Raw genomic sequence first — 19800 nt, forward strand, 5'->3', positions numbered from 1 at the left:
GCGGCGTCGCCGGCCACCCCAGGTCCCGGGAACCTTCAGCACTCGGGAAGCGGGGCGGTGCGGATTCGTCGTCACCACCAACGCACCGAAGGAGACCGAAGTGAGCAAGTGGACTGCAATGAAGAACAGCGCGATCGTCAAGGTGTCGGCCAGCGCCGGCACCCTCGTCGCCGTCGCTGTGGTGGTCGGCGCCGGGTATAAGTGGAACTGACCCCCGCCGTGGGCGAGGACGGCGCCCGGGACTCACGCCCGGGCCCGTCCTCTGCTCTTGATGCCTACGTCGCAGCGGTCACGGCGCTGGGGCTCGTAGGAATCGTCGCGGTCACGGTGCTCACACCGTGGAGCGACGTATTCAGCCAGGTGGTGCTGTGGCCCGCGCTCGTGCTCGCCGTCGGGGCGATCATCGGCGAGGTGCGGCCCGTCCGCCTGGTCCGTGACACCTCCGAGGTGCGCACCTTGTCGACCTCGGCGCCCTTCGTGCTCGCGCTGCTCGCGGTCGCGGGCGGAGGAATCGCCGTGGTGGTCCAGGCGATCGCGAGCCTCACCGACGACGCGCTCAGCAAGCGGCCGCTCAAGAAGTCGCTCTTCAACACCGCCCAGTACGCGCTCTCCGTGATGGCCGCGCGCGCCGTGTTCGCCGCGCTGACCGGCGTGCCGTTCTTCGGCGGACCCGCGGCGGTCCATGGCAGCGACATCCTGGCGCTTCTGGTCGCCGGCGCGGTGATGGTCGCCGTGAACTGGGTGCTGGTCGCGGGCGTCATCTCGCTCGCGTTCCGCGAGCGCTTCCTCACCGTGCTCAGCGAGGAGAAGGGCTTCACGCTGCTGATCCACGCCGTCCTGGTGAGCATCGGCGGCATCGCGGCCGTCGTCGCCGACGACGGCGTCCTGGCACTGATCCTGCTGGTCGCGCCCGTGGTCGCGGCCCACCTGTCGGCGACCGTCGCCGCCCGATACGCCCACGACGCGGCGCACGACCCGTTGACGAACCTGCGCAACCGCACCCAGCTGCAACGGACGCTCGACCGGGTGCTGGCTCGACACGACAAGACCCGGCCCGAGACCTCCCTGGTCATGCTCGACCTCGACCACTTCAAGGACGTCAACGACACCCTTGGCCACGGAGTGGGCGACCACATCCTGGTGAGCGTCGCCGAGCGGCTCGAGGCGGGGGTTCCGGGAGACTCTCCCGTCTACCGCATCGGCGGCGACGAGTACGCGGTGGTGGTCGAGGGTGGCGTGGACGCCGCGCAGCGTGTCGCGCGCGACCTCCTCGCGGCGCTCGACGAACCGCTCCACACCGACGAGCTCGACCTCCTCATGCGCGCCAGCGTCGGCGTCGCGACGGCGCCCGAGCACGGCGACACCCGCGAGGAGCTGATGAAGCACGCGGAGATCGCGCTGTACCACGCCAAGGTCGAGCGCGACCGGGTGAGCACGTACGCGCCGGAGCTCGACCGCCGCACGGTCGACCGCCTCCGCCTGCTCGCCGATCTCCGCGCGGCCTTCGAGGCCCAGGAGCTCCACGTGGTGTACCAGCCGCAGGTCGAGCTCGCCTCGGGCAAGGTGGTCGCCGCGGAGGCGCTGGTGCGGTGGACCCACCCGACGCGGGGGCTGGTGCCGACCGACGACTTCATCGCCCTCGCCGAGAGCTCCGGCCTGATCGTGCCGCTGACCGCCTTCGTGCTCGACACGTCGCTCGCGCAGGCCGCCGCCTGGCATGCGGAGGGCCACCGCATCCGCATCGCCGTGAACCTCTCCGCCCGCCACCTGTCCGACCTGGATCTCCCGGACCAGGTCGCGGCGGCCCTCGCGCGTCACGACTTCCCGCCGGGTGCGCTGGTGCTCGAGGTGACCGAGACGGGGATCCTCACCGATCCCTTCCGCGCCGAGGTGGTCGTGCGCGCGCTGCGGGGCCAGGGCGTCGAGATCTCGATCGACGACTACGGCACCGGCAACTCCTCGCTCACGCATCTCAAGCGCCTGCGCGTCGACGAGCTCAAGATCGACCGGTCCTTCGTGAGCAACGTGGTGCGGGACTCGCACGACCACGCGATCGCCCGCTCGACGGTGGCGCTCGCGACCGCTCTCGGTCTGCGTGTGGTCGCCGAGGGCATCGAGGACCAGGCGACGGCGGAGGCGCTGAGCGCGCTCGGTTGCGGCATCGGTCAGGGCTACCACCTGGGCCGTCCCGAGCTCGCCGAGGTCCTCACCGCGCGCCTCGAGGGAGCCGCCGTCCCGGGCGAGGGCGCCTGACGGTGCTGATCCTCGCGCTGTGCCTGATCGCTGTCGCGTCCCCGCTCGTGGCGGGGCGCTGGCCCGCAGGCCTGCTGCTGCGCAGCTGGCGCTGGCCGATCCTGGTGTGGGCGGCGCTGCTCACGCAGATCGTGGTGATCGACGTCGCGCTGCCCGAGCCGTGGGCGGAGATCCTCCACGTCGGCACCTACGTCGCCGCGCTCGTGTTCGCGTGGCTCAACAGGGCCGCGCCCGGCGTCCTCGTCGTGGGGGCAGGCGCCCTGCTCAACGGCGCGACGATCGCGCTCAACGGCGGGGTGCTGCCCGCCTCGGCCGCGGCGATCGAGGCCGCCGGTCTCGACCGGGAGCACGAGTTCGCCAACTCCGCGGTGGTCGCGGACCCGGTGCTGCCGTGGCTCGGCGACGTGTTCGCCTGGCCGGCGCCGCTCCCGCTCGCGAACACGTTCTCGGTCGGCGACGTGCTGATCGTCGCGGGCGTGGTGATCGCGGCGTGGGCCGGGACCCGCCGGCTCGGACGGTCGGCCACGTCGCCCGAGGCCGCCCGAGACTAGGGGGCGGACGGCGGTTCGGACGATGCGGGGGCCACGTCCCGCCTCCGGGCGCGCCGCGAGCGGAGCACCAGCCAGGCCGCGATGACGATCACGCCGGCGGCGGCGAGCCAGGGCAGGACGACGCCGGTGATCACCAGCGCCCCCGTGAGGAAGCCCACCAGGGCGTCCCAGCCGGAGACCACCCCGGCCCAGAACGACCGCGGAGCATCGTCGACCACGACCACCGGCTCGGTGGTGAGGGACAGCTCGATCGTGGACATCGCCACCTGGTCGTCGAGCCCGCGCTGCCAGGCCTCGAGGCTCTCGAGCTCGGCCTGACGGCTCGCGAGCTCGTTCTCGAGAGTGATGATGTCCGCGATCTTCTCGGCCTCGCCGAGCAGCGCCGCGATCCGTTCGGTCGACGCGCGCAGCGTCGAGATCCGCGCCTCGAGGTCCTGGACCTCGCGGGTGACGTCGGCGGAGGTGGTGGAGTACTCGTCGACCGTCCCCAGGCCGCGCAGGTCGTCGACCACGGCGTCGAGCCGCTCCTGGGGGATCCGCAGCGTGAGCCACGCGGATCCGCCGTCGTACTCGGTCGCCGCCCGCTCGCTGCGCGCGTCGATCCGACCCCCCGCGGACTCGACCATGGCGGCGGCGCGATCCGCGGCCGCGATGGGGTCCTCGACCGTGACGTACATGGAGCCGGTCACGATCAACGCACGGTCCTCGCCCGCCGTGTCGGCGCTGGACGCCGTGCTGCCGTCCGCGGAGTCCTCGGCCTCTGCGGGCGCGCCCTGGTCGTATGCGGCGTCGCCGCCGACGGCCCCGCCCTCCGAGGAGTCCGACGAGCCCGACGTGCAGCCGGTGAGCGCCCACACGACCGCGAGCACGGCGCAGAGGATCGCCGCCCAGCGCAGCAGCGGTCGCGGCGGATGTGCGTGCGTGCTCACGGTGCTCATACAAGGATGACGCTCGGCGCGGCGCGGACCGTTGGGCCGCCGCCGGTCCTACGCGTGGAATGGGATGCCTTGTGCCCTGATGGAGGATCGGTGCACACGAGCGGCCGTTCCCGTGCGCGGATCCTCCATCTCGCACGGCTTGGGTCGCGGGCGGCCCGAGAAGGTGAAAGGCCCCTCCGCGGAGGGGCCTTCGGCTGGTGGAGCGGGTGACGGGAATCGAACCCGCGCTATCAGCTTGGGAAGCTGAAGTTCTACCATTGAACTACACCCGCGCGCCCCGCCTGAGCGGCGGTGCGTGACCCATTCTAGGGGGATTCCGCCGGCTCCTCGACAGCCGCCGCCCCGTGGCGCTCCGCATCGGACGGCATCCCGGCCCGATGCCCGAGGCCCTCGAGCCATCTCACGAGCTGCCGGTGGAGGTTCTCCGCCGTGTGCAGGTGACCGTCTTCGGCGACCAGGTCGGCGTCGACGGACCAGTCCGCGGGGTGGACCAGCAGCGCCCGCGTCTGCCATCCGCCCAGGCCGCCGTGGCAGCCCACGAGCTCCTCGAACGCCATCACCTCGTCGAGCGAGGCGTCGTACGCGGAGTTGAGGTAGATGTCCGGGGCGGAGGGGAAGTGCGACACGTGGAGGAAGTCGCGGCGCGCGTGCGGGCCGAAGCCCTCGAGGGGATCCTCGCCCTCCACCTCGCCGGTGGCAAGGCGGTGGAGGCCGCGGGGCCCGATCGCGACGGGGCCCGTCCCCGCCTGCACCACCACGAAGGCCACGCCGGGGTGCGTCGCGAGCGACTCGATCAGGCCCGGGTGCTGCTCCTCGAGGTCCGCGAGGGTGAGCCGCGTCGGGGAGTCCGTGAACCAGATGCCGCCCAGGTTGCCCGAGCCGACCACGGCCAGTCCCGGGCCGTCACCGGAGGCGACGCGCGAGTCCTGCTCGCCCCCCGCATCGTCCCGGCGCCGCATCGCCCGGCGGGCCACGCGGCCGGTGACCGAGTCCTGCTCCGCGAGTTGGCGTACCAGGAGACGCGCGGGCCCGCCGTCCTCCGCCTCGTCCCGCGGCGCCGTCACCGCACGCCCCCCGGTGCGCTCCCGCACGAAGTCCTCCAGCGAGATGCCGTAGCGCTGCAGGAAGGTCGCGCCCTGGCTCTGCCCGTGGTCCGAGACCAGGACGATGCGGTAGTCGCGGGGCGCGATGCCGCGCGCGATGAACTGCTCGAAGGTCCGCAGGACGGTGTCGAGGCCGTAGAGGGACGCGAGCGACTCGGGGCGGGTGACGCCGGCGTGGTGGGCGATCTCGTCGTAGTCGACGAAGTCCACGTAGATGGACTTGGCGCCATCCATCATCGCCTCGATCACGAGCGCGACGTTGAGGTCGCGCAGCAGCACGTTGGTGACGCCGCGCAGCGCCACGTAGTCGGCGCCGCGGTGCACGCGCGGCTCGACTCCGCGCCACTCCTGGCGTCGCGCCTGCCACACCTCCTTGAGCATCTCGCCGATCGTGCGGGGAACGGCGCGCGCGAGGCCCGCGGGGTGCGTGAAGAAGTGGGCGTACGACCGCGAGGCGCCCACCTGGCGATCGCCGCTGCGCAGGCCGCTCACGGTGAGGTAGGACCGGGCCGCGTCGCCGGAGAACAGGTTCGAGATCGAGACCCCGTCGTCGGCGAGCAGGCCGAAACCGCTCGACGTCCGCGCCTCGATGTCGGCGGCGTCGTTCGGCTGGTTGGCGGCCATGAAGCGACCGAGCTCACGGTCCCACCAGCGGAAGCAGGGGATCCCCTCGGCGGAGCCCTGCAGGATGCCGGACTGGGAGGCCGGTGTGGTCGACGGGATGCCCGCGGTCCACTCGGTGCGGGCATGGGTCCCCGACCGCAGCCACCGGGTGATGGTCGGCAGGTTGCCGGCGCGGATCTCCTGCTCGAGCAGCGGCGCGGAGACGCCGTCGAGCTGGATGAACAGGACCCCCTCGGCGTCGTCCGCGGGCTGGGCCGCGTCGTCGAGGCTCATGCGCGCGGCATGCACGAGCAGGTAGTCGTAGGAGCTCGCAGTGAAGAGCCAGGTCACCAGGGTCATCAGCGCCGCGAAGATCCACGAGGCGATCAGCGCCCACCCGGGGCTGGAGACGTCCACGCCGGGCGCGATCCACAGCGCCACGCCAACGGTGACGGCGTTGCCGAGCAAGGCGGCGACCAGCGCGCCGGCCCAGCCGAAGCGGCTCGCCACCTTCAGCCACAGCGGCCGCAGCAGCCAGGTCACGATCGCGACGGACACCGCAGCGCCGAGCGCCGCCGCCCAGCCATCCGCCGAGATGCCGGGGGTCAGGCCGATGGTGGCCCACACCACGAGCGCCTGCACCGCGAGCTCCGTGGCGCGCTTGAGGCGCCAGCGGACGGTGCGGCGCTCGAGGCCGAGCGCGTCGGCGAGCTGGCGCTCGCGCTCAGGCTGGAACCATGCGTTCGCCCTCGGGCTCCACGCGAGGGCGAGGTTGAGCGCCGCCCCGACGATCGACGGCGCGGCAGCCGCCCAGTTCCCGCCTGAGGACGCGACGTACAGGTCTTGGACGATCCGGAACGCGAGAACGGCGGTGAGCAGCACCCGCGCGGTGTTCGAGCCGCGCCAGAGCGCGATCGCCAGAGCCACGAGGGCCGCTGCCGCCGCGCCGGTCACGATCGCCGCCGCCATCAGCGTGGCGCGGTCGTCACCCGTCGCGTCGGCGGGGTCGGTGATCGCGGCCAGCGCCACGATGGCCAGCGCCGACGCAGCGATCGCGGCGAACGCGCTCAGCCAGGTCAGCGCCACCAGCGCCACCACGGGCCCGGGCCGAGCGATCCGTTCAGGGGCGGCCGGGGCGTCGGTGCGGCTCATCTCAGCGGTTCTGCAGGAAGTCGAGGCCGGTGGCCATCGCGAGCAGCAGGCGGGCGTCGTAGCGCTCGTCCTCGACGGTGATCCGGTAGGCATCGCGCACGCCCCACTTGCGGACGATGCTCATCACGGGCTGCCCGGTGTCCTCCGCGGTGAACAGGAAGTCGTAGGGCACGAACTCGAAGCCGATGCGGCGGACGATCGCGTACAGCTGGCTGACCTCCTGGCCGATCGCGCGCGGCAGCCCGGGCTGGTCGACGTACCAGGTGGAGATGAGCAGCGACTTCTTGAAGTCCTTGCTGAAGGACCCGATCACGCTGCCGTCCACGTCGACGACGTCCACCACCGAGGCGACGTCCATGACGTTGCGCGCCTTGAGGCTGAACCGCACCGCCTGCTTCGAGTCGTCGGCGAAGAACGGCACCTCCTCCTTGAGCTTCATGCGCTTCTGCTGCGCGAAGGCCAGCTCGGTGACCGGAGCCCAGCTCGCGTCGGAGGTCCACAGCTCGTAGCGGTTGACGCCGAGCGTGATGCGCTGCCTGATCAGGTAGTGAGCGGTCATGCGTTCACCCTAGAACCGGCGATGCCGCGCCACAATGAGGTCATGCGGCATCGTCTTCCACTGCTCGCCCTGGTAGTGCTCGGGTTCTCGGTGATCGCGGGCTGCGCCGCCACGCCGGTGTTCCCGGTGGTGGAGCCGACCGCCGTCCTGGGCGAGGATCCCGAGGCGGGCGGCCGGTGGATCGAGGTGCCGGTCACCGCGGCCGACCGTGACATCCGGATCACCGGCGCGGCCTTCCTGACGCCGTACTTCACCACGACCGACGGCGTCGAGGTCGGGCTCGATGTGGCCGCGGGCGCATCGGACACGATCAACGTGCCCGTGGGCGCCGCCACCTGTCCCGCGGGCCTGGGTGCCACCACGCTCCAGCTGGTGGTCGAGGTCGACGGTGTCGAGGTGCTGCAGTCGGTGGCGGTCGAGGGCGACGTGTTCGAGCAGCGCAACGGCGAGGAGTGCGGGCAGACCGCCATCACCGGCGCGATCACGCCGAGCTTCGGCTCGGTGTCCGCGTCGGATGCGCCGGCGGTGAGCACCTCCGTGCTCTTGGTGCGCGTCAGCGGCACGGAGGCCGTGACGCTCGAGTCCGTCAGAGGCTCCGAGCAGTTCTCCGTCACGGTGGATGAGGGCGCGCTGCCGGCGACCCTGGAGGCCACGGGTCAGCGCCTCGAGGTGCCCGTCACGATCACGTCGATCCGCTGCGACGGGCTGCCCTTCGGAAGCACCACCACGGCGTTCGCATTCGGCCTCGAGCTGAGCCGTCCCGGCGAGGATCCGGTGCCGGTGACCATCCGCCCCGAGGGGGAGCTGCTCGCGACGCTCGAGGACATCGTCGCCTCGTGCGATCAGGCGCCGAGCGGGTGAGCGCGCGGCGCCGGCTCGCGGCGGCCGGATGTGCGATCGCGCTCGCCGGGGCCGGCTGCGACACGGCCGCCCCGGCGCCCCTCGAACCCCCGGCGCCCCTCGAGGCGTCGGCGACGCTCACGTATCCGCGCACGCTCCAGGCGGACCGGATGGTGGAGGTCCGCGTCTCCTCGACGAGCGAGGGCGAGGTCCGCGTGACCGCGGCGACGCTGCAGAGCGGGTACTTCGCGGACGTCCCGGCGACCGAGCGCGAGGTGCGCGTGTGGGAGGGGCACGAGGCGCGGATCAGGGTCGCGCTCGGGGAACCCGTGTGCCCCGCCGGGGTCGGCGCGGCGGACGATGCGCGGGTCGCCCTGTCCGTCGCCGTCGAGGGGACGGGCGTCGCGCAGGAGGTCGCCGTCCCGACCGACGTGCTGGCGGCGATCAACGCCGCTGAGTGCACGGCCCACGAGGCGATCGCCGTCGCGGCGCCCGCGCTCGGTGCTCCGGGAGAGGCGGTGGGCGGCACGCTCGCGACCACGCTGGTGCTCGAGCGCGCGCAGCGCGACGTGCCGGTCACGGTGACAGCCATAGCCGGCTCGGTGATCTTCGCCGTCGACACCGAGCAGGGAGCTCTTCCCGCGACGCTCGCCGCGGACCAGGGCCGCCTCGAGGTGCCGGTCTCCATCCGCGTCGCGCGCTGCGAGCCCCACGCCTTCGCCGAGTCGAAGAAGACCTTCCTGTTCAAGACCTGGCTGGAGGCGGGCGAGGCCGACGAGGCCTACGTCGAGCTGTACGCCGAGGGCGACCTGCGAGACGCCCTGCAGGCGCTCGTCGACGCCTGCGGCGAGGAGGCCCGTGGCGAGGGTTGAGCCGCGACCCTATTCCCGATCGTCTGAAAATCTATAGTACCTGGTAGATGGCGGACAAAAGCAGGGCGAAACGGGCCAGGGCGACCCCCGCATGGTCCCGGCCGACGTTGCACCCACGTCGGACCGGCGCCCTCGAGGCGCCCGTCCCCCGGGTGGTCCGGGGCGACGGACGCGGTCCGCGGGAAGCAGGGGAGGAACACATCATGGCTCTTGGATCCGGGATCTTCCTGATCGTCATCGGCGCGATCCTCGCGTTCGCCGTCCGCGACTCGATCGACGCCGTCGACCTCACGATGGTCGGCTACATCGCGCTCGCCGCCGGTGTGATCGCGATCATCATCTCGCTGGTGGTCAACGCGCAGCGCAGCAACACCACTCACCGCGAGATCCGCGACGAGCACGTCGACGAGCACCGCGTCGACAACCGCCGCGTCGAGCACTGACCCGGCGCGCCCATGCGCGCACCGCAGCAGACGGGCGGCCGTCCCCAGCGTCGGGGGCGGCCGTCGTCGCGTCTCCATCCCGCGCATCGTCCCTGGTCCGGACGTACCATTCCGGCATGAGCGAGCGCATCCTCGCCCCGGAGCTGGCGCCGGGGCAGAAGCTGGCGGGTCCCGTGTCCTACTTCCCGTCGATCGAGAAGACCTACGGGCGCCCGATGCAGGAGTGGATCGACCTGGCGCAGCCGCGGGTCGAGACCGACCGCCACATGGAGGTGGTCGCGTGGCTCAAGGAGGAGCACGGCATGGGGCACGGGCATGCGAACGCCCTGGTCGCGTGGCTGCGCAAGAAGATCGCTTGACCCTCCCGTCGCGCTTCGGCCGTCCCCCGCCTGGCTGCCCGCGCGCATCGTCCCGCCCGGACGTAGCCTGGCGCTGACCGCGCCGGACGATGCGCGGCGCACCCTGGGGAGGGGACATGGCCTCGGTCGCGACGTATCTCAACTTTGACGGGAACTGCCTCGAGGCGTTCGAGTTCTACAAGGGGATCTTCGGCGGGGAGTTCCTCGGCGAGCCCATGCGCATGGGTGACGTGCCGCCCTCGCCCGGTATGCCGCCGCTCGCCCCGGGAGAGGCGGAGCGGATCATGCACGTCGCGCTCGAGACGGTCGCCGGCCACCAGATCATGGGGTCGGACACCATGCCCTCGATGGGGCACGTGCTGCGGCCCGGCAACACCACCTACATCAACCTCATGGTCGACACCGAGGAGGAGGCGCGCGACCTGTTCACCGCCCTGTCCGACGGGGGCGAGGTCGAGATGCCGCCCACCCCGATGTTCTGGGGGGACCTCTACTCGGCGTTCACCGATCGGTTCCAGATCCAGTGGATGGTCATCGCCCCGCTCGAGGAGGAGCTGGGCCACTCCTGACGTATAGAAGCCGCTTTCCCGCCCCATCAGCCGGAGAAATGTCGATGTAATCAATTCGTTATGGCGAAAGTCAACGTAATCCTCTACGCTCGGAGTCAGCGACGCCGTCGACGGCGCGCGACAGGACAACGACGTCTAGGAAGGTTCGACATGTCAACTCGCAACTCCTTCGCCCGCACGGGTGTCGCGGCGTTCGCGCTCGCGGCCACCGTCACGCTGGCGGCCTGCAGCTCGGGGACCTCCGACCCGGCCGCTTCGGAGAGCTCGGCGCCCGCGGCCTCCGAGGGGGTGGACCTCGCCGGCTCCACCGTCACCATGACCGTTCCGGTCACCGAGTCGGGCGACAGCCCGTACGTCCTGATCAGCGACGCCTACATGGCCGAGTTCCCGGACCGCACCATCGAGCTCCAGGAGCTGCCGGGTGACTCCTATGCGCAGTCCGTCCGCACGCAGCTCCAGGCCGGGAACGCGAGCGACATCATCTACGTGACCCCGGGCGGCGGCAACCCGCAGGCGCTGCAGCCCTTCGCGGCGTCCGGCTTCCTCGCACCTCTGGACGGCACCGGCGCCGAGGACACGATTCCCGACTCGAGCCGGTCGCTCTTCGAGGTCGACGGCGTCCTCTACGGCCAGGGCCTCGACCTGACCGTGGTCTCCGCGGTGGTCAACGCAGGCGTGATGGCCGAGGATGGCGTCGAGATGCCCGCCACCTACGACGAGATGCTGGGCCTGTGCGGCGACATCGCCGCCGACGGCAAGTCGCTGTTCGTCGTGGCGGGCACCGCGGTGCCCAACACCGGTCTGACCTCGATGGCCGTCGCCGCGAGCCGGGTCTACGCGCCCGAGCCTGACTGGAACGACAAGCGCGCCGCCGGCGAGGTCACCTTCGCGGAGTCCGAGGGCTGGCTCGACACCCTCAACGCGCTCATCGAGATGAACGACTCGGGCTGCTTCCAGGAGGGCGTCGAGGGCGGCGACTTCGGCACCATCACCGTGGGACTGGGCCAGGGCACCTCTTACGCCGCGTTCATCCCCTCGGGCGCCGCGTTCCAGCTCGCGACCGAGACCGGAGGCACGTTCACGGTCGACGCCATGCCCGGCCTCACCGAGGACACCACCCTGATCTACGCCTCGATCAACAATGCGCTCGCGCTCACCGCGGACGCGGAGAACGCCGAGGCCGCCCAAGCCTTCCTCGACTGGCTGGCCCAGTCCGAGAACCTGGTGACCTACGCGAACGACTCGGGCAACCTCCCGCTCGGTCCGATCACCGCCGACGACCTGCCCGAGGCCTACCAGCCTGTCGCGCAGTACATCGTGGACCAGAACTACGCCGTGCTGCCCAACCAGGCGTGGACCAACGGCGAGGTCTACAACGCCCTCGGCATGGGCGTGCAGGGCCTGTTCACGGGCCAGACCACGCCGGAGGACGTCCTCGCCGCGATGGATGCGGCCTGGGACAAGTAGCGGCCTCCCTCTCCGATCTCGATGCCCCGGTGCGCGCGAGCGCACCGGGGCATCGGCGCGTCCGGGGCGACCGCCGACCCCTACGCTGATGCTTTTAGACGGCGTTCGCCATGGCTTAAGTCGCAATACATCGTCAGTTATGTTGACAATCGCCGCAACTGCTGTCAGGCTTGGGCTTAGCCGAGGTGGCCCGACCACCGGCCACGACAACGATGTCTCGAAAGGCTTGACATGATGACCCTCACCTTCGCCCGTCCGTTCCGCGCCGCGGCGCTCGCCGGAGCCGGGGCGCTCGCCCTGGCCGCCTGCTCATCCGCGGTCGGGGATACGCCCGAGGACGGCGGCACGGTCGACGGGTCGAGCATCAGCATCTCCGTGCCGGCGACCGAGGCGGGCGTCAACCCGCACGTCGAGTTCGCCGAGCGCTACATGGCGGAGTTCCCCGACCGCACCGTCGAGGTGGTCGAGCTCCCGGGCGACGGCTACGCGAACTCGACGCGCACGCAGCTCCAGGCGGGCAACGCCGCCGACCTCATCTACGTGACCCCGGGCGCGGGCAACCCCCAGTCGCTCCTGCCCTTCGCCGAGGCGGGCTTCCTGGAGTCGCTCTCGGGGACCTCCGCAGAGTCGACCGTCCCGGCCAGCAGCGCCGCGCTGTTCGGCTCCGACGGCGAGATCTACGCCCAGGGCCTCGACCTCACCGTGATCGCCTCGGTCGCCAACGACACGGCGATGGCCGCCGCCGGCTACGCGCTGCCGGACGACTTCGGCGCGCTGCTGGCCTCCTGCGCGGATGTCCAGGCCGACGACGCCAGCGTCTACGTCATCGCGGGTACGGCGGTCCCGAACACCGGTCTGCTGGGCATTTCGCTCGCCGGCGCCCGCGTCTACGCCGAGGACCCCGACTGGAACATGCGTCGCGCCGCCGGCGAGGTGACGTTCGCCGACACCGCGGCGTGGCACGACACCCTGGAGGCCGTCATCGAGCTCCAGGAGGCCGGCTGCTTCCAGGACGGCGCGGAGGGCGGTGACTTCGGCACCATCACGGTGGGGCTGGGCCAGGGCACGTCGTACGCGGCGTTCATCCCCTCGGGGGCCGCCGAGCAGCTCGCGACCGAGACCGGGTCCGAGTTCTCGCTCCACGCGCTGCCCGGCGCGACCGCCGAGTCCACCACCGTGTACGCCAGCGTCAACAACGCGCTCGCCCTCACCTCGGGATCGAAGAACAAGGCCGCGGCGCTCGCGTTCCTCGACTGGATGGCGCAGCCGGAGAACCTCGCGGCGTACGGCGAGACGTCCGGGAACCTGCCCGTCGGCGACCTCGACCCGGCCGACCTGCCCGCCGCGTACGCGCCGATCGCGGACTTCATCGCCGAGGCCGACTACCTGCCGCTGCCCAACCAGTCGTGGTCGTCCGGCGAGGTCTACAACGCCCTGGGGGCCGGCATCCAGGGCCTGCTCACCGGCCAGACCACGGTCGAGGACGTACTGGCCGCGATGGACGCGGCCTGGGACAAGTAGTCCGACCCCCTCACGCCGGGAGATCGAAGGATGAGCGTCATGACGATCAAGAAGCCGACAGCTGAGTCCGCACCGCCCGCCGCGCCGCACCAGCCGCGACCGGCCGAGAGCCGGGCGCAGCGCCGGTTCCACGCCGGCGACTACGGCTCCTGGTGGTGGGCCCTGCCCGCGCTGGCGATGGTGTTCTGCATCCACTACCTCGCGACCGCGTTCGGCGGGTACTACTCCTTCACCGACTGGAACGGGCTCGGCCCGGCCACCTGGGTCGGCATCGACAACTTCGTCGCGATCTTCAACGACCCGCAGATGGCGGGCGCGGTCAGGAACACGCTCGTGATCGCGATCGTGTTCGTCGTGGTCGCCAACGTGATCGGCCTGCTGTTCGCGCTCGCGCTGAACCGCACGCTCAAGTCCCGCTACCTGCTCCGCGTCCTGCTCTTCGCGCCGGTGGTGCTGAGCTCGCTCGCCGTCTCGTACGTCTTCCGGTTCATCTTCGCCCAGGAGGGCGCGCTCAACGCGCTGCTCGAGGCCGTGGGGCTCGAGTCCTGGCAGCGGACGTGGCTCGCGGATCCGACGTGGGCGATCGTCGCGATCATGACCGTCCTGATTTGGCAGAACGTCGGGCTCACCATGGTGATCTATCTCGCGGGCCTGGCGACGGTCCCGCAGGAGCAGGAGGAGGCGGCCGCCGTGGACGGCGCCAGTATGTGGCAGCGGTTCCGCCACGTGGTGATGCCGGGCATCCAGCCGGCCGTGGCCATCGCCACCACGCTCACGCTCGTCAACGGCCTGCGCGTCTTCGACCAGGTGATGGCGATGACGGGCGGCGGGCCCTTCGGGGCGACCGACACCCTCGCGACCGTCGTGTACCGCGAGACCTTCGCGTTCGGCCGGTTCGGCTACGGCGCGGCGCTCTCCCTCACGCTGACCTTCTTCGTGGTCGTCGCGGCGGGATTCCAGCTGTACATCACGCGACGCAAGCACTAGCAGAACAAGGAGGAACGACGATGTTCCGCTACACCAAGCTCACCCTCGTCCGCGAGATCGGCGTCGTGCTCGCCGCGCTCGTGATGCTCTCGCCCTTCTACATCCTGATCGCCACGGCGCTCAAGCCGCGACAGGCGCTCCTCACCACTCCCGCGATCTCCTGGCCCGAGACCCCGACCTTCGACGCGTTCCGGGAGGTCATGGGCGAGGCCGGATCCAGCGGGGTGTGGCAGGGGCTGATGAACAGCCTGATCATCACGGTGGGTGCCGTCGCCGGCCTCGTGGCGATCGGCTCGATCACCGCCTATGTCCTCGCGCGCAAGCTGTCCAAGGTCAGCAACGTGGTCTACGCGCTGGTCATCGCGGGCATCGTGGTGCCCCCGCAGCTCGGGCTCATCCCGATCTACACGTCGGCACGCTCGCTCGGCCTGATCGGCAGCCAGTGGGGCATGATCGTGCTCTACATCGGCATGATCATGCCGTTGTCGATCTTCCTCTACGCGGGCTTCGTGCGCGCCATCCCCCGCGAGTACGAGGAGGCCGCGACCATCGACGGCGCGAGCAAGTTCAAGGTGTTCACGCGCGTGATCTTCCCGCTGCTGGCGCCCGCCACCGGCACCGTCGCGATCATGACCGGCCTGGTCATCTGGAATGACTTCTTCAACGCGCTGATCTTCCTGCAGGGGACCGACGCCGCCACCCTGCCGGTCTTCATGTACGGCTTCGTGGGCTCGCTGACGTCGCGTTGGGACCTGATCTTCGCGGTCGTGATCATCTCCATGATCCCGATCCTGACCTTCTACCTGTTCGCGCAGAAGAAGTTCATCCAGGGCTTCGCCGGTGGCATCAAGTCCTGACGCACGCGACCGCACACCCGAGCGATGGGACACATCAGGTGACCGAGACCGCCCCCCGCATCCCCCCGATCCGCTCGGTCGCGCCCACGGAGCCGGCCGACCAGCTGCGCTGGCTCGTCGACCGGGCGCAGATCTCCGACCTGCTGATCGAGTTCGCCCGATCGCTCGACGAGCGCGACTGGGAGGTCAACCTCGCGCTGTACGTGCCGGACGGCGTGTTCATGCTCGGTGACAGGCTGCGCGTCGAGGGGCACGAGGCGATGCGTGCGAACACTGTGGGGGACGCGGGCCTCGACCAGTACCGCGGCACCTGGCACCTCTCGGCGAACCATGCGATCGAGATCGCCGGCGACACCGCGCGCTCCCGCTCCTACCTGATGGGTGTGCATCGCCTCGACGGGGACACGTATCGCCATGCCGACGGGGCTGGGTGGTACGACTGCACGCTGCGTCGGACCCCCGACGGGTGGCGGTTCGTCACCGTCCGCATCCATGAGGTCTGGCATGGCGGAGAGAGGCTTCCGCACGCCTGACCCCCTGCGCCGGGCGGGCCCGGGCGCGAGGTGCCCGCCTCGCGGCACCCCCCTTATGTTGACAAGTGACGTAAGTACGGCTACAATCGACATTGTTCCCACCAACGTACTCAACGAGGAGAATCGTGGCCACGTCAGACAGCCTCATCAACGACTCCAGCCTTCGCGTCCACCCGGACGGCGTGGCGGTCTCGCTTCAACTTCCCTGGTACCGGAGCCTCTGGCTGTCCGCGGTGAACTCTCTCGAGCTGACGATCGACGGCGTCCCGGTGCCGTCCGACCGCCTGCGCCTGGAGCTCGACGGCACGGCCTACCCCGTCGAGGGCCTCCGCGAGCGCTTCGAGACCCTGTGGTTCCTCGAGGAGCGGCCGCTGCTCGTCGCGACCCTGGAGGAGCCGCTCGCGCTCGGCACGACCCACGAGGTCGAGGTCACCGCCGATCTCACCATCGTCTACATGCAGATCAAGCCCGGCCTGTACGTCCCCAACCGCGTCAGCATGACGCGCACCCTTGAGGTGGTGGACCTCGGAGCGCCGCCGCCGGCCCTGCGCGTCGACGAGGTTCCCGCGCCCGTCGACCGCTCCGACCTGCCCTTCAAGCTCGGCACCACGCTGTACTCGGCCACCGCGGAGCTGGCGGCGGGCCAGTACACGCTGGAGACGCTGCTCGACCGCGTCGCGGAGGCGGGGATCGGGCCCGGCATCGAGATCGTCGCGTCGCAGAGCCTGCGCGACTATCCGGTCGTGACCGAGGAGTTCGCGACGAACTGGGAGCGCATCTTCGACAAGCACGGCTTCGAGGCCAGCTCGTTCGGCGCGAACCTCGACCTTGGACGACGCCGCGACCGCGACATGACGCCCGACGAGGAGTTCGAGTTCTCGAAGACACTCTTCGAGGGCGCGAAGCGCCTGGGCTTCCCGCTCGTGCGCATCCAGAGCGCGAAGCCCGAGCTGCTGCGCCGGCTGTTGCCGCTGGCCGAGGACCTCGAGCTCAAGATGGCGTATGAGATCCACGCACCCGAGGGCCCCAACTCGCCCAAGATCCTCGAGGTGCGAGAGACCTACGCCGAGCTCGACTCACCGCTGCTCGGCTTCGTCGCCGACTTCTCGTCGACCATGCGCGCGATGGCTCCGGTGCTGCTCACGGCGCTCGGCCGGATGGGGCTCGACACCGCGGCGCTCGACCGCCTCCAGCAGATCTGGGCGACCGACGCGTCGATGTTCGAGCGCCAGGAGGAGTTCGCCGCGTACCTCACCGGCCGCGGGATCGATCCCATGTCGCTCGCCCCGTTCAACCGCCTCGCGTTCAACATGCAGGGCACGGTGCCGGTCGAGGAATGGCTCGACATCATGCCGCAGATCCTCCACGTGCACGCGAAGTTCTACGACATCGACGCGCACGGCGACGAGCCGTCGATCGACTACCCGGCGCTCGCACGCATCTTCATGCAGGGTGGGTACCAGGGCTTCTGGTCCTCCGAGTACGAGGGCCACGCCTTCGCGGACCTCGGCGAGGTCGACCCGATCGCCCTGGTGCGCCAGCAGCACGACCTGATCGCCCGATCGCTCCTGCAGGAGGTGGCAAGATGAGCGCCCTGGAGTCCCGCCTCCCCGTCACGCTGTTCACCGGACAGTGGGCCGACCTCCCGTTCGAGGAGGTCGCGCGGCTGGCCGCGGAGTGGGGCTACGACGGCCTCGAGATCGCCGCGTCGGGGGACCATCTGGACCTCAAGCGCGCGGACGAGGACCACGCGTACCTGCAGTCCCGCCTCGACATCCTCGACGCGCACGGACTGACGGTCCACGCGATCTCGAACCACCTCACGGGCCAGGCGGTGTGCGACGACCCGATCGACTTCCGCCACCAGGCGATCCTGCGTCCCTACACGTGGGGCGATGGCGATCCCGAGGGCGTGCGTCAGCGCGCGGCGGAGGACATGAAGCGCGCGGCTCGCGTCGCTCGCAAGCTCGGCGTCGACACGGTGGTCGGGTTCACGGGGTCCAGCATCTGGCCCTACGTCGCGATGTTCCCGCCGGTGCCCGCCGAGGTCATCGAGGCAGGATTCGAGGACTTCGCCGCCCGCTGGAACCCGATCCTCGACGTCTTCGACGCCGAGGGGGTGCGGTACGCGCACGAGGTGCACCCCGGCGAGATCGCCTACGACTACTGGTCCTCGGTGCGCACGCTCGAGGCCATCGGCCACCGGGAGGCGTTCGGCTTCAACTGGGACCCGTCCCACATGATGTGGCAGAACATCGACCCCGTGGGCTTCATCTGGGACTTCAAGGACCGGATCTACCACGTCGACTGCAAGGACACCCGCATGCGGCCGCACAACGGCCGTGCCGGGGTCATGGGCTCCCACCTGCCGTGGGGCGACCCCCGCCGCGGCTGGGACTTCGTCTCGACCGGGCACGGCGACGTGCCATGGGAGGACTCGTTCCGCGCGCTCTCGGCGATCGGCTACACCGGCCCGATCTCCATCGAGTGGGAGGACGCCGGGATGGATCGCCTCCACGGTGCCAAGGAGGCCGTCGGCTACATCCGCGGCCTGCTGTGGAACCTGCCCAGCGCATCGTTCGACTCCGCGTTCTCGAACCAGTAGACGCTCCTCCTCGGCGGCGCCGGCGGGCCTGGGCCCCCGGCGCCGCTTCGTCGTGCCGCGCCGCGGACGATGCGTGCGGGTCAGTCGGCGTCGGCCCTCGCCGGCTCGACGTCCAGCAGATGACGCGGCAGCACCACCGCCGCGACGATCGCGCAGGCGTACAGTCCGCCCGCGGCCAGCAGGATCGGCGCCATGGCGCCGGAGTAGGCCGCCGCGATCTCCGCCCGCACCTCGGTGGTCGCCTCCGCGAGCACGGCCGGCGTGAGGGACGATGCGGAGACTCCGTCGGGCAGCGAGGTGTCGGCGAGGCGGCGCGCGAGCTCCGCGCCGAGGAACCCGCCGGCCATCGCGGTCCCGAGCGTGATCCCCATCTGCCGGAAGAGGTTGGTGGTCGAGGTCGCGACCCCGAGGAAGCGGCGCGGCGCGCTGCTCTGGATGAGCACCACCGACAGCTGCAGGAAGGTGCCGGTCCCGAGCCCGACCAGCACGAAGAGGCCGGCGAGCAGCCACAGCGGGAGTCTGGGCAACGTGAGCCCCGCGAGCAGCAGGGCGGTCGCGCCGATGATGGTGCCCACGACGGGGTAGGCCCAGTAGCGGCCCGTGCGGCTCACCAGATGGCCGGTCGTGTTCGACGCGATGATGAGCCCGACGGTGATGCCGACGGGCACCATGCCCGCCACGACGGTCGACGTGTTGTAGTGCATCTGCGCGTAGGCGGGCAGGTACGAGACCAGGCTCAGCATGCCGGCGCCGGTGGTGACCGCGAGCACCATGGCGGGCCGCACCCCGAACGCACGGAACATCTGGAACGGCACGATCGGCTGGGCGGCGCGGCGCTCCACCAGCACGAGCCCGACGGCCGCGGCGACGGAGACTGCGGCCGTGAGCAGCGCGGGGGGTGACGTCCACGCCCACGCCCGTCCGCCTAGGGTCGCCAGGAGGGTGAGGCCGGTGACGGCGACCCCGACCAGCGCGGCTCCCGGGTAGTCGAGGCGGGTCACCCGCTCCTCGCGGATCTGGGGGACGCTGCGCCACGCGAGCGCGAGGGCCACCAGCGCGAACGGCAGGTTGAGGAAGAAGATCCAGCGCCACCCGAGCGTGTCGGTGACGATCCCGCCGATCGCGGGCCCCGCGACCGTGGCGATCCCGAACACCGACGCGAGAAGGCTCGCCCACTTCGCTCGGTCCCGGGGCGGGAACACGTCAGCGATGATCGTCTGGGGAAGCAGCCCGATCGCGGCTCCTCCGGCCCCCGCCAGCGCGCGGGTGAGCGTGAGGGTGAGCATCGAGTCCGCGAGACCGCACAGGAGCGAGCCGATCGTGTACACGACGATCGACCCCAGCAGCACCGGACGGCGTCCGAGCAGGTCGCCGAGCTGGCCGACGACGGGGATCATCACCGTGCCCGCGAGGGTGTACGCGGTGACGGCCCAGGCGATGTGCTCGAGACCGCCGAGGTCGCCGACGATCGTGGCGAGCGAGGCGCTGACGATGGTCACGTTCATCGCCCCGAGCAGGGAGACGATGAAGAGGGCGGTGATGAGCGAGCGGTGCGCGGTCGCGCGGGGCATGGGAACTCCTCGGGGAG

General features: G+C 70.9%; 18 protein-coding genes and 1 tRNA gene. 14 read left to right on the top strand and 5 right to left on the bottom strand.

Annotated elements, in window-relative coordinates:
* The first annotated feature begins 201 nt into the window (after positions 1 to 201).
* Positions 202 to 2253, top strand: coding sequence for a putative bifunctional diguanylate cyclase/phosphodiesterase (locus QQX10_RS06505; protein ID WP_301119181.1), 2052 nt, complete (start codon positions 202 to 204; stop codon positions 2251 to 2253).
* 2 nt (positions 2254 to 2255) lie between these two features.
* A complete protein-coding gene (locus tag QQX10_RS06510; RefSeq protein WP_301119183.1) occupies positions 2256 to 2804 on the top strand; it encodes a DUF5317 family protein in 549 nt (182 codons plus the stop codon).
* Here the strand turns inward: QQX10_RS06510 and QQX10_RS06515 are convergent.
* From QQX10_RS06515 to QQX10_RS06530, 4 genes are all read right to left on the bottom strand, one after another.
* Positions 2801 to 3733, bottom strand: a complete 933-nt coding sequence (locus QQX10_RS06515) for a DUF4349 domain-containing protein (RefSeq protein WP_301119185.1) — start codon at positions 3731 to 3733, stop codon at positions 2801 to 2803. The genes QQX10_RS06510 and QQX10_RS06515 overlap by 4 nt on opposite strands.
* Before the next feature lie 207 nt (positions 3734 to 3940).
* Positions 3941 to 4014: transfer RNA gene (locus QQX10_RS06520), tRNA-Gly, on the bottom strand.
* A 33-nt stretch (positions 4015 to 4047) separates the two neighbouring features.
* The gene (locus tag QQX10_RS06525; protein ID WP_301119187.1) at positions 4048 to 6600 is read right to left on the bottom strand and encodes a phage holin family protein; all 2553 of its coding nucleotides are present in this window, start codon (positions 6598 to 6600) and stop codon (positions 4048 to 4050) included.
* A 1-nt stretch (position 6601) separates the two neighbouring features.
* Positions 6602 to 7159, bottom strand: a complete 558-nt coding sequence (locus QQX10_RS06530) for an LURP-one-related/scramblase family protein (protein ID WP_301119189.1) — start codon at positions 7157 to 7159, stop codon at positions 6602 to 6604.
* Positions 7160 to 7201: 42 nt separating this feature from the next.
* Between QQX10_RS06530 and QQX10_RS06535 the strand changes: the two genes are divergently transcribed.
* The 12 genes from QQX10_RS06535 (at position 7202) to QQX10_RS06590 (ending at position 18212) form a co-directional block, all read left to right on the top strand.
* On the top strand, positions 7202 to 8020 hold the full coding sequence (locus tag QQX10_RS06535; protein ID WP_301119191.1) for a hypothetical protein: 819 nt from the start codon (positions 7202 to 7204) through the stop codon (positions 8018 to 8020).
* A complete protein-coding gene (locus QQX10_RS06540; protein WP_301119198.1) occupies positions 7996 to 8871 on the top strand; it encodes a hypothetical protein in 876 nt (291 codons plus the stop codon). Before QQX10_RS06535 ends, QQX10_RS06540 begins: the two co-directional genes overlap by 25 nt.
* Positions 8872 to 9074: 203 nt before the next feature.
* The gene (locus QQX10_RS06545; RefSeq protein WP_301119200.1) at positions 9075 to 9314 is read left to right on the top strand and encodes a DUF6458 family protein; all 240 of its coding nucleotides are present in this window, start codon (positions 9075 to 9077) and stop codon (positions 9312 to 9314) included.
* A gap of 116 nt (positions 9315 to 9430) precedes the next feature.
* Positions 9431 to 9673, top strand: coding sequence for a DUF4287 domain-containing protein (locus QQX10_RS06550; RefSeq protein ID WP_301119202.1), 243 nt, complete (start codon positions 9431 to 9433; stop codon positions 9671 to 9673).
* 116 nt (positions 9674 to 9789) lie between these two features.
* Positions 9790 to 10242, top strand: a complete 453-nt coding sequence (locus QQX10_RS06555) for a VOC family protein (protein WP_301119204.1) — start codon at positions 9790 to 9792, stop codon at positions 10240 to 10242.
* Between the two features lie 150 nt (positions 10243 to 10392).
* The gene (locus QQX10_RS06560) at positions 10393 to 11709 is read left to right on the top strand and encodes an ABC transporter substrate-binding protein (protein ID WP_301119206.1); all 1317 of its coding nucleotides are present in this window, start codon (positions 10393 to 10395) and stop codon (positions 11707 to 11709) included.
* Positions 11710 to 11940: 231 nt separating this feature from the next.
* Complete coding sequence (locus QQX10_RS06565) at positions 11941 to 13230, top strand: extracellular solute-binding protein (protein ID WP_301119208.1); 1290 nt, start codon at positions 11941 to 11943, stop codon at positions 13228 to 13230.
* A 39-nt stretch (positions 13231 to 13269) separates the two neighbouring features.
* On the top strand, positions 13270 to 14217 hold the full coding sequence (locus QQX10_RS06570; RefSeq protein ID WP_301119210.1) for a carbohydrate ABC transporter permease: 948 nt from the start codon (positions 13270 to 13272) through the stop codon (positions 14215 to 14217).
* Positions 14218 to 14237: 20 nt separating this feature from the next.
* The gene (locus QQX10_RS06575) at positions 14238 to 15074 is read left to right on the top strand and encodes a carbohydrate ABC transporter permease (RefSeq protein ID WP_301119212.1); all 837 of its coding nucleotides are present in this window, start codon (positions 14238 to 14240) and stop codon (positions 15072 to 15074) included.
* Between the two features lie 38 nt (positions 15075 to 15112).
* Entirely contained in the window at positions 15113 to 15607 is a 495-nt protein-coding gene (locus QQX10_RS06580) for a nuclear transport factor 2 family protein (protein WP_301119214.1), read from the top strand.
* Positions 15608 to 15732: 125 nt separating this feature from the next.
* Positions 15733 to 17196, top strand: a complete 1464-nt coding sequence (locus QQX10_RS06585; protein WP_301119216.1) for a C-glycoside deglycosidase beta subunit domain-containing protein — start codon at positions 15733 to 15735, stop codon at positions 17194 to 17196.
* Complete coding sequence (locus QQX10_RS06590) at positions 17193 to 18212, top strand: sugar phosphate isomerase/epimerase family protein (RefSeq protein WP_301119218.1); 1020 nt, start codon at positions 17193 to 17195, stop codon at positions 18210 to 18212. The genes QQX10_RS06585 and QQX10_RS06590 overlap by 4 nt, the downstream gene beginning before the upstream one ends.
* Before the next feature lie 80 nt (positions 18213 to 18292).
* Here the strand turns inward: QQX10_RS06590 and QQX10_RS06595 are convergent, their stop codons facing one another.
* Positions 18293 to 19783 (bottom strand): MFS transporter, encoded by a 1491-nt coding sequence (locus QQX10_RS06595; protein WP_301119220.1) that lies wholly within the window; start codon positions 19781 to 19783, stop codon positions 18293 to 18295.
* Between the last annotated feature and the right edge of the window lie 17 nt (positions 19784 to 19800).

It is taken from the genome of Demequina lignilytica (genome assembly GCF_030418305.1).
GTDB classification, from domain to species: domain Bacteria; phylum Actinomycetota; class Actinomycetes; order Actinomycetales; family Demequinaceae; genus Demequina; species Demequina lignilytica.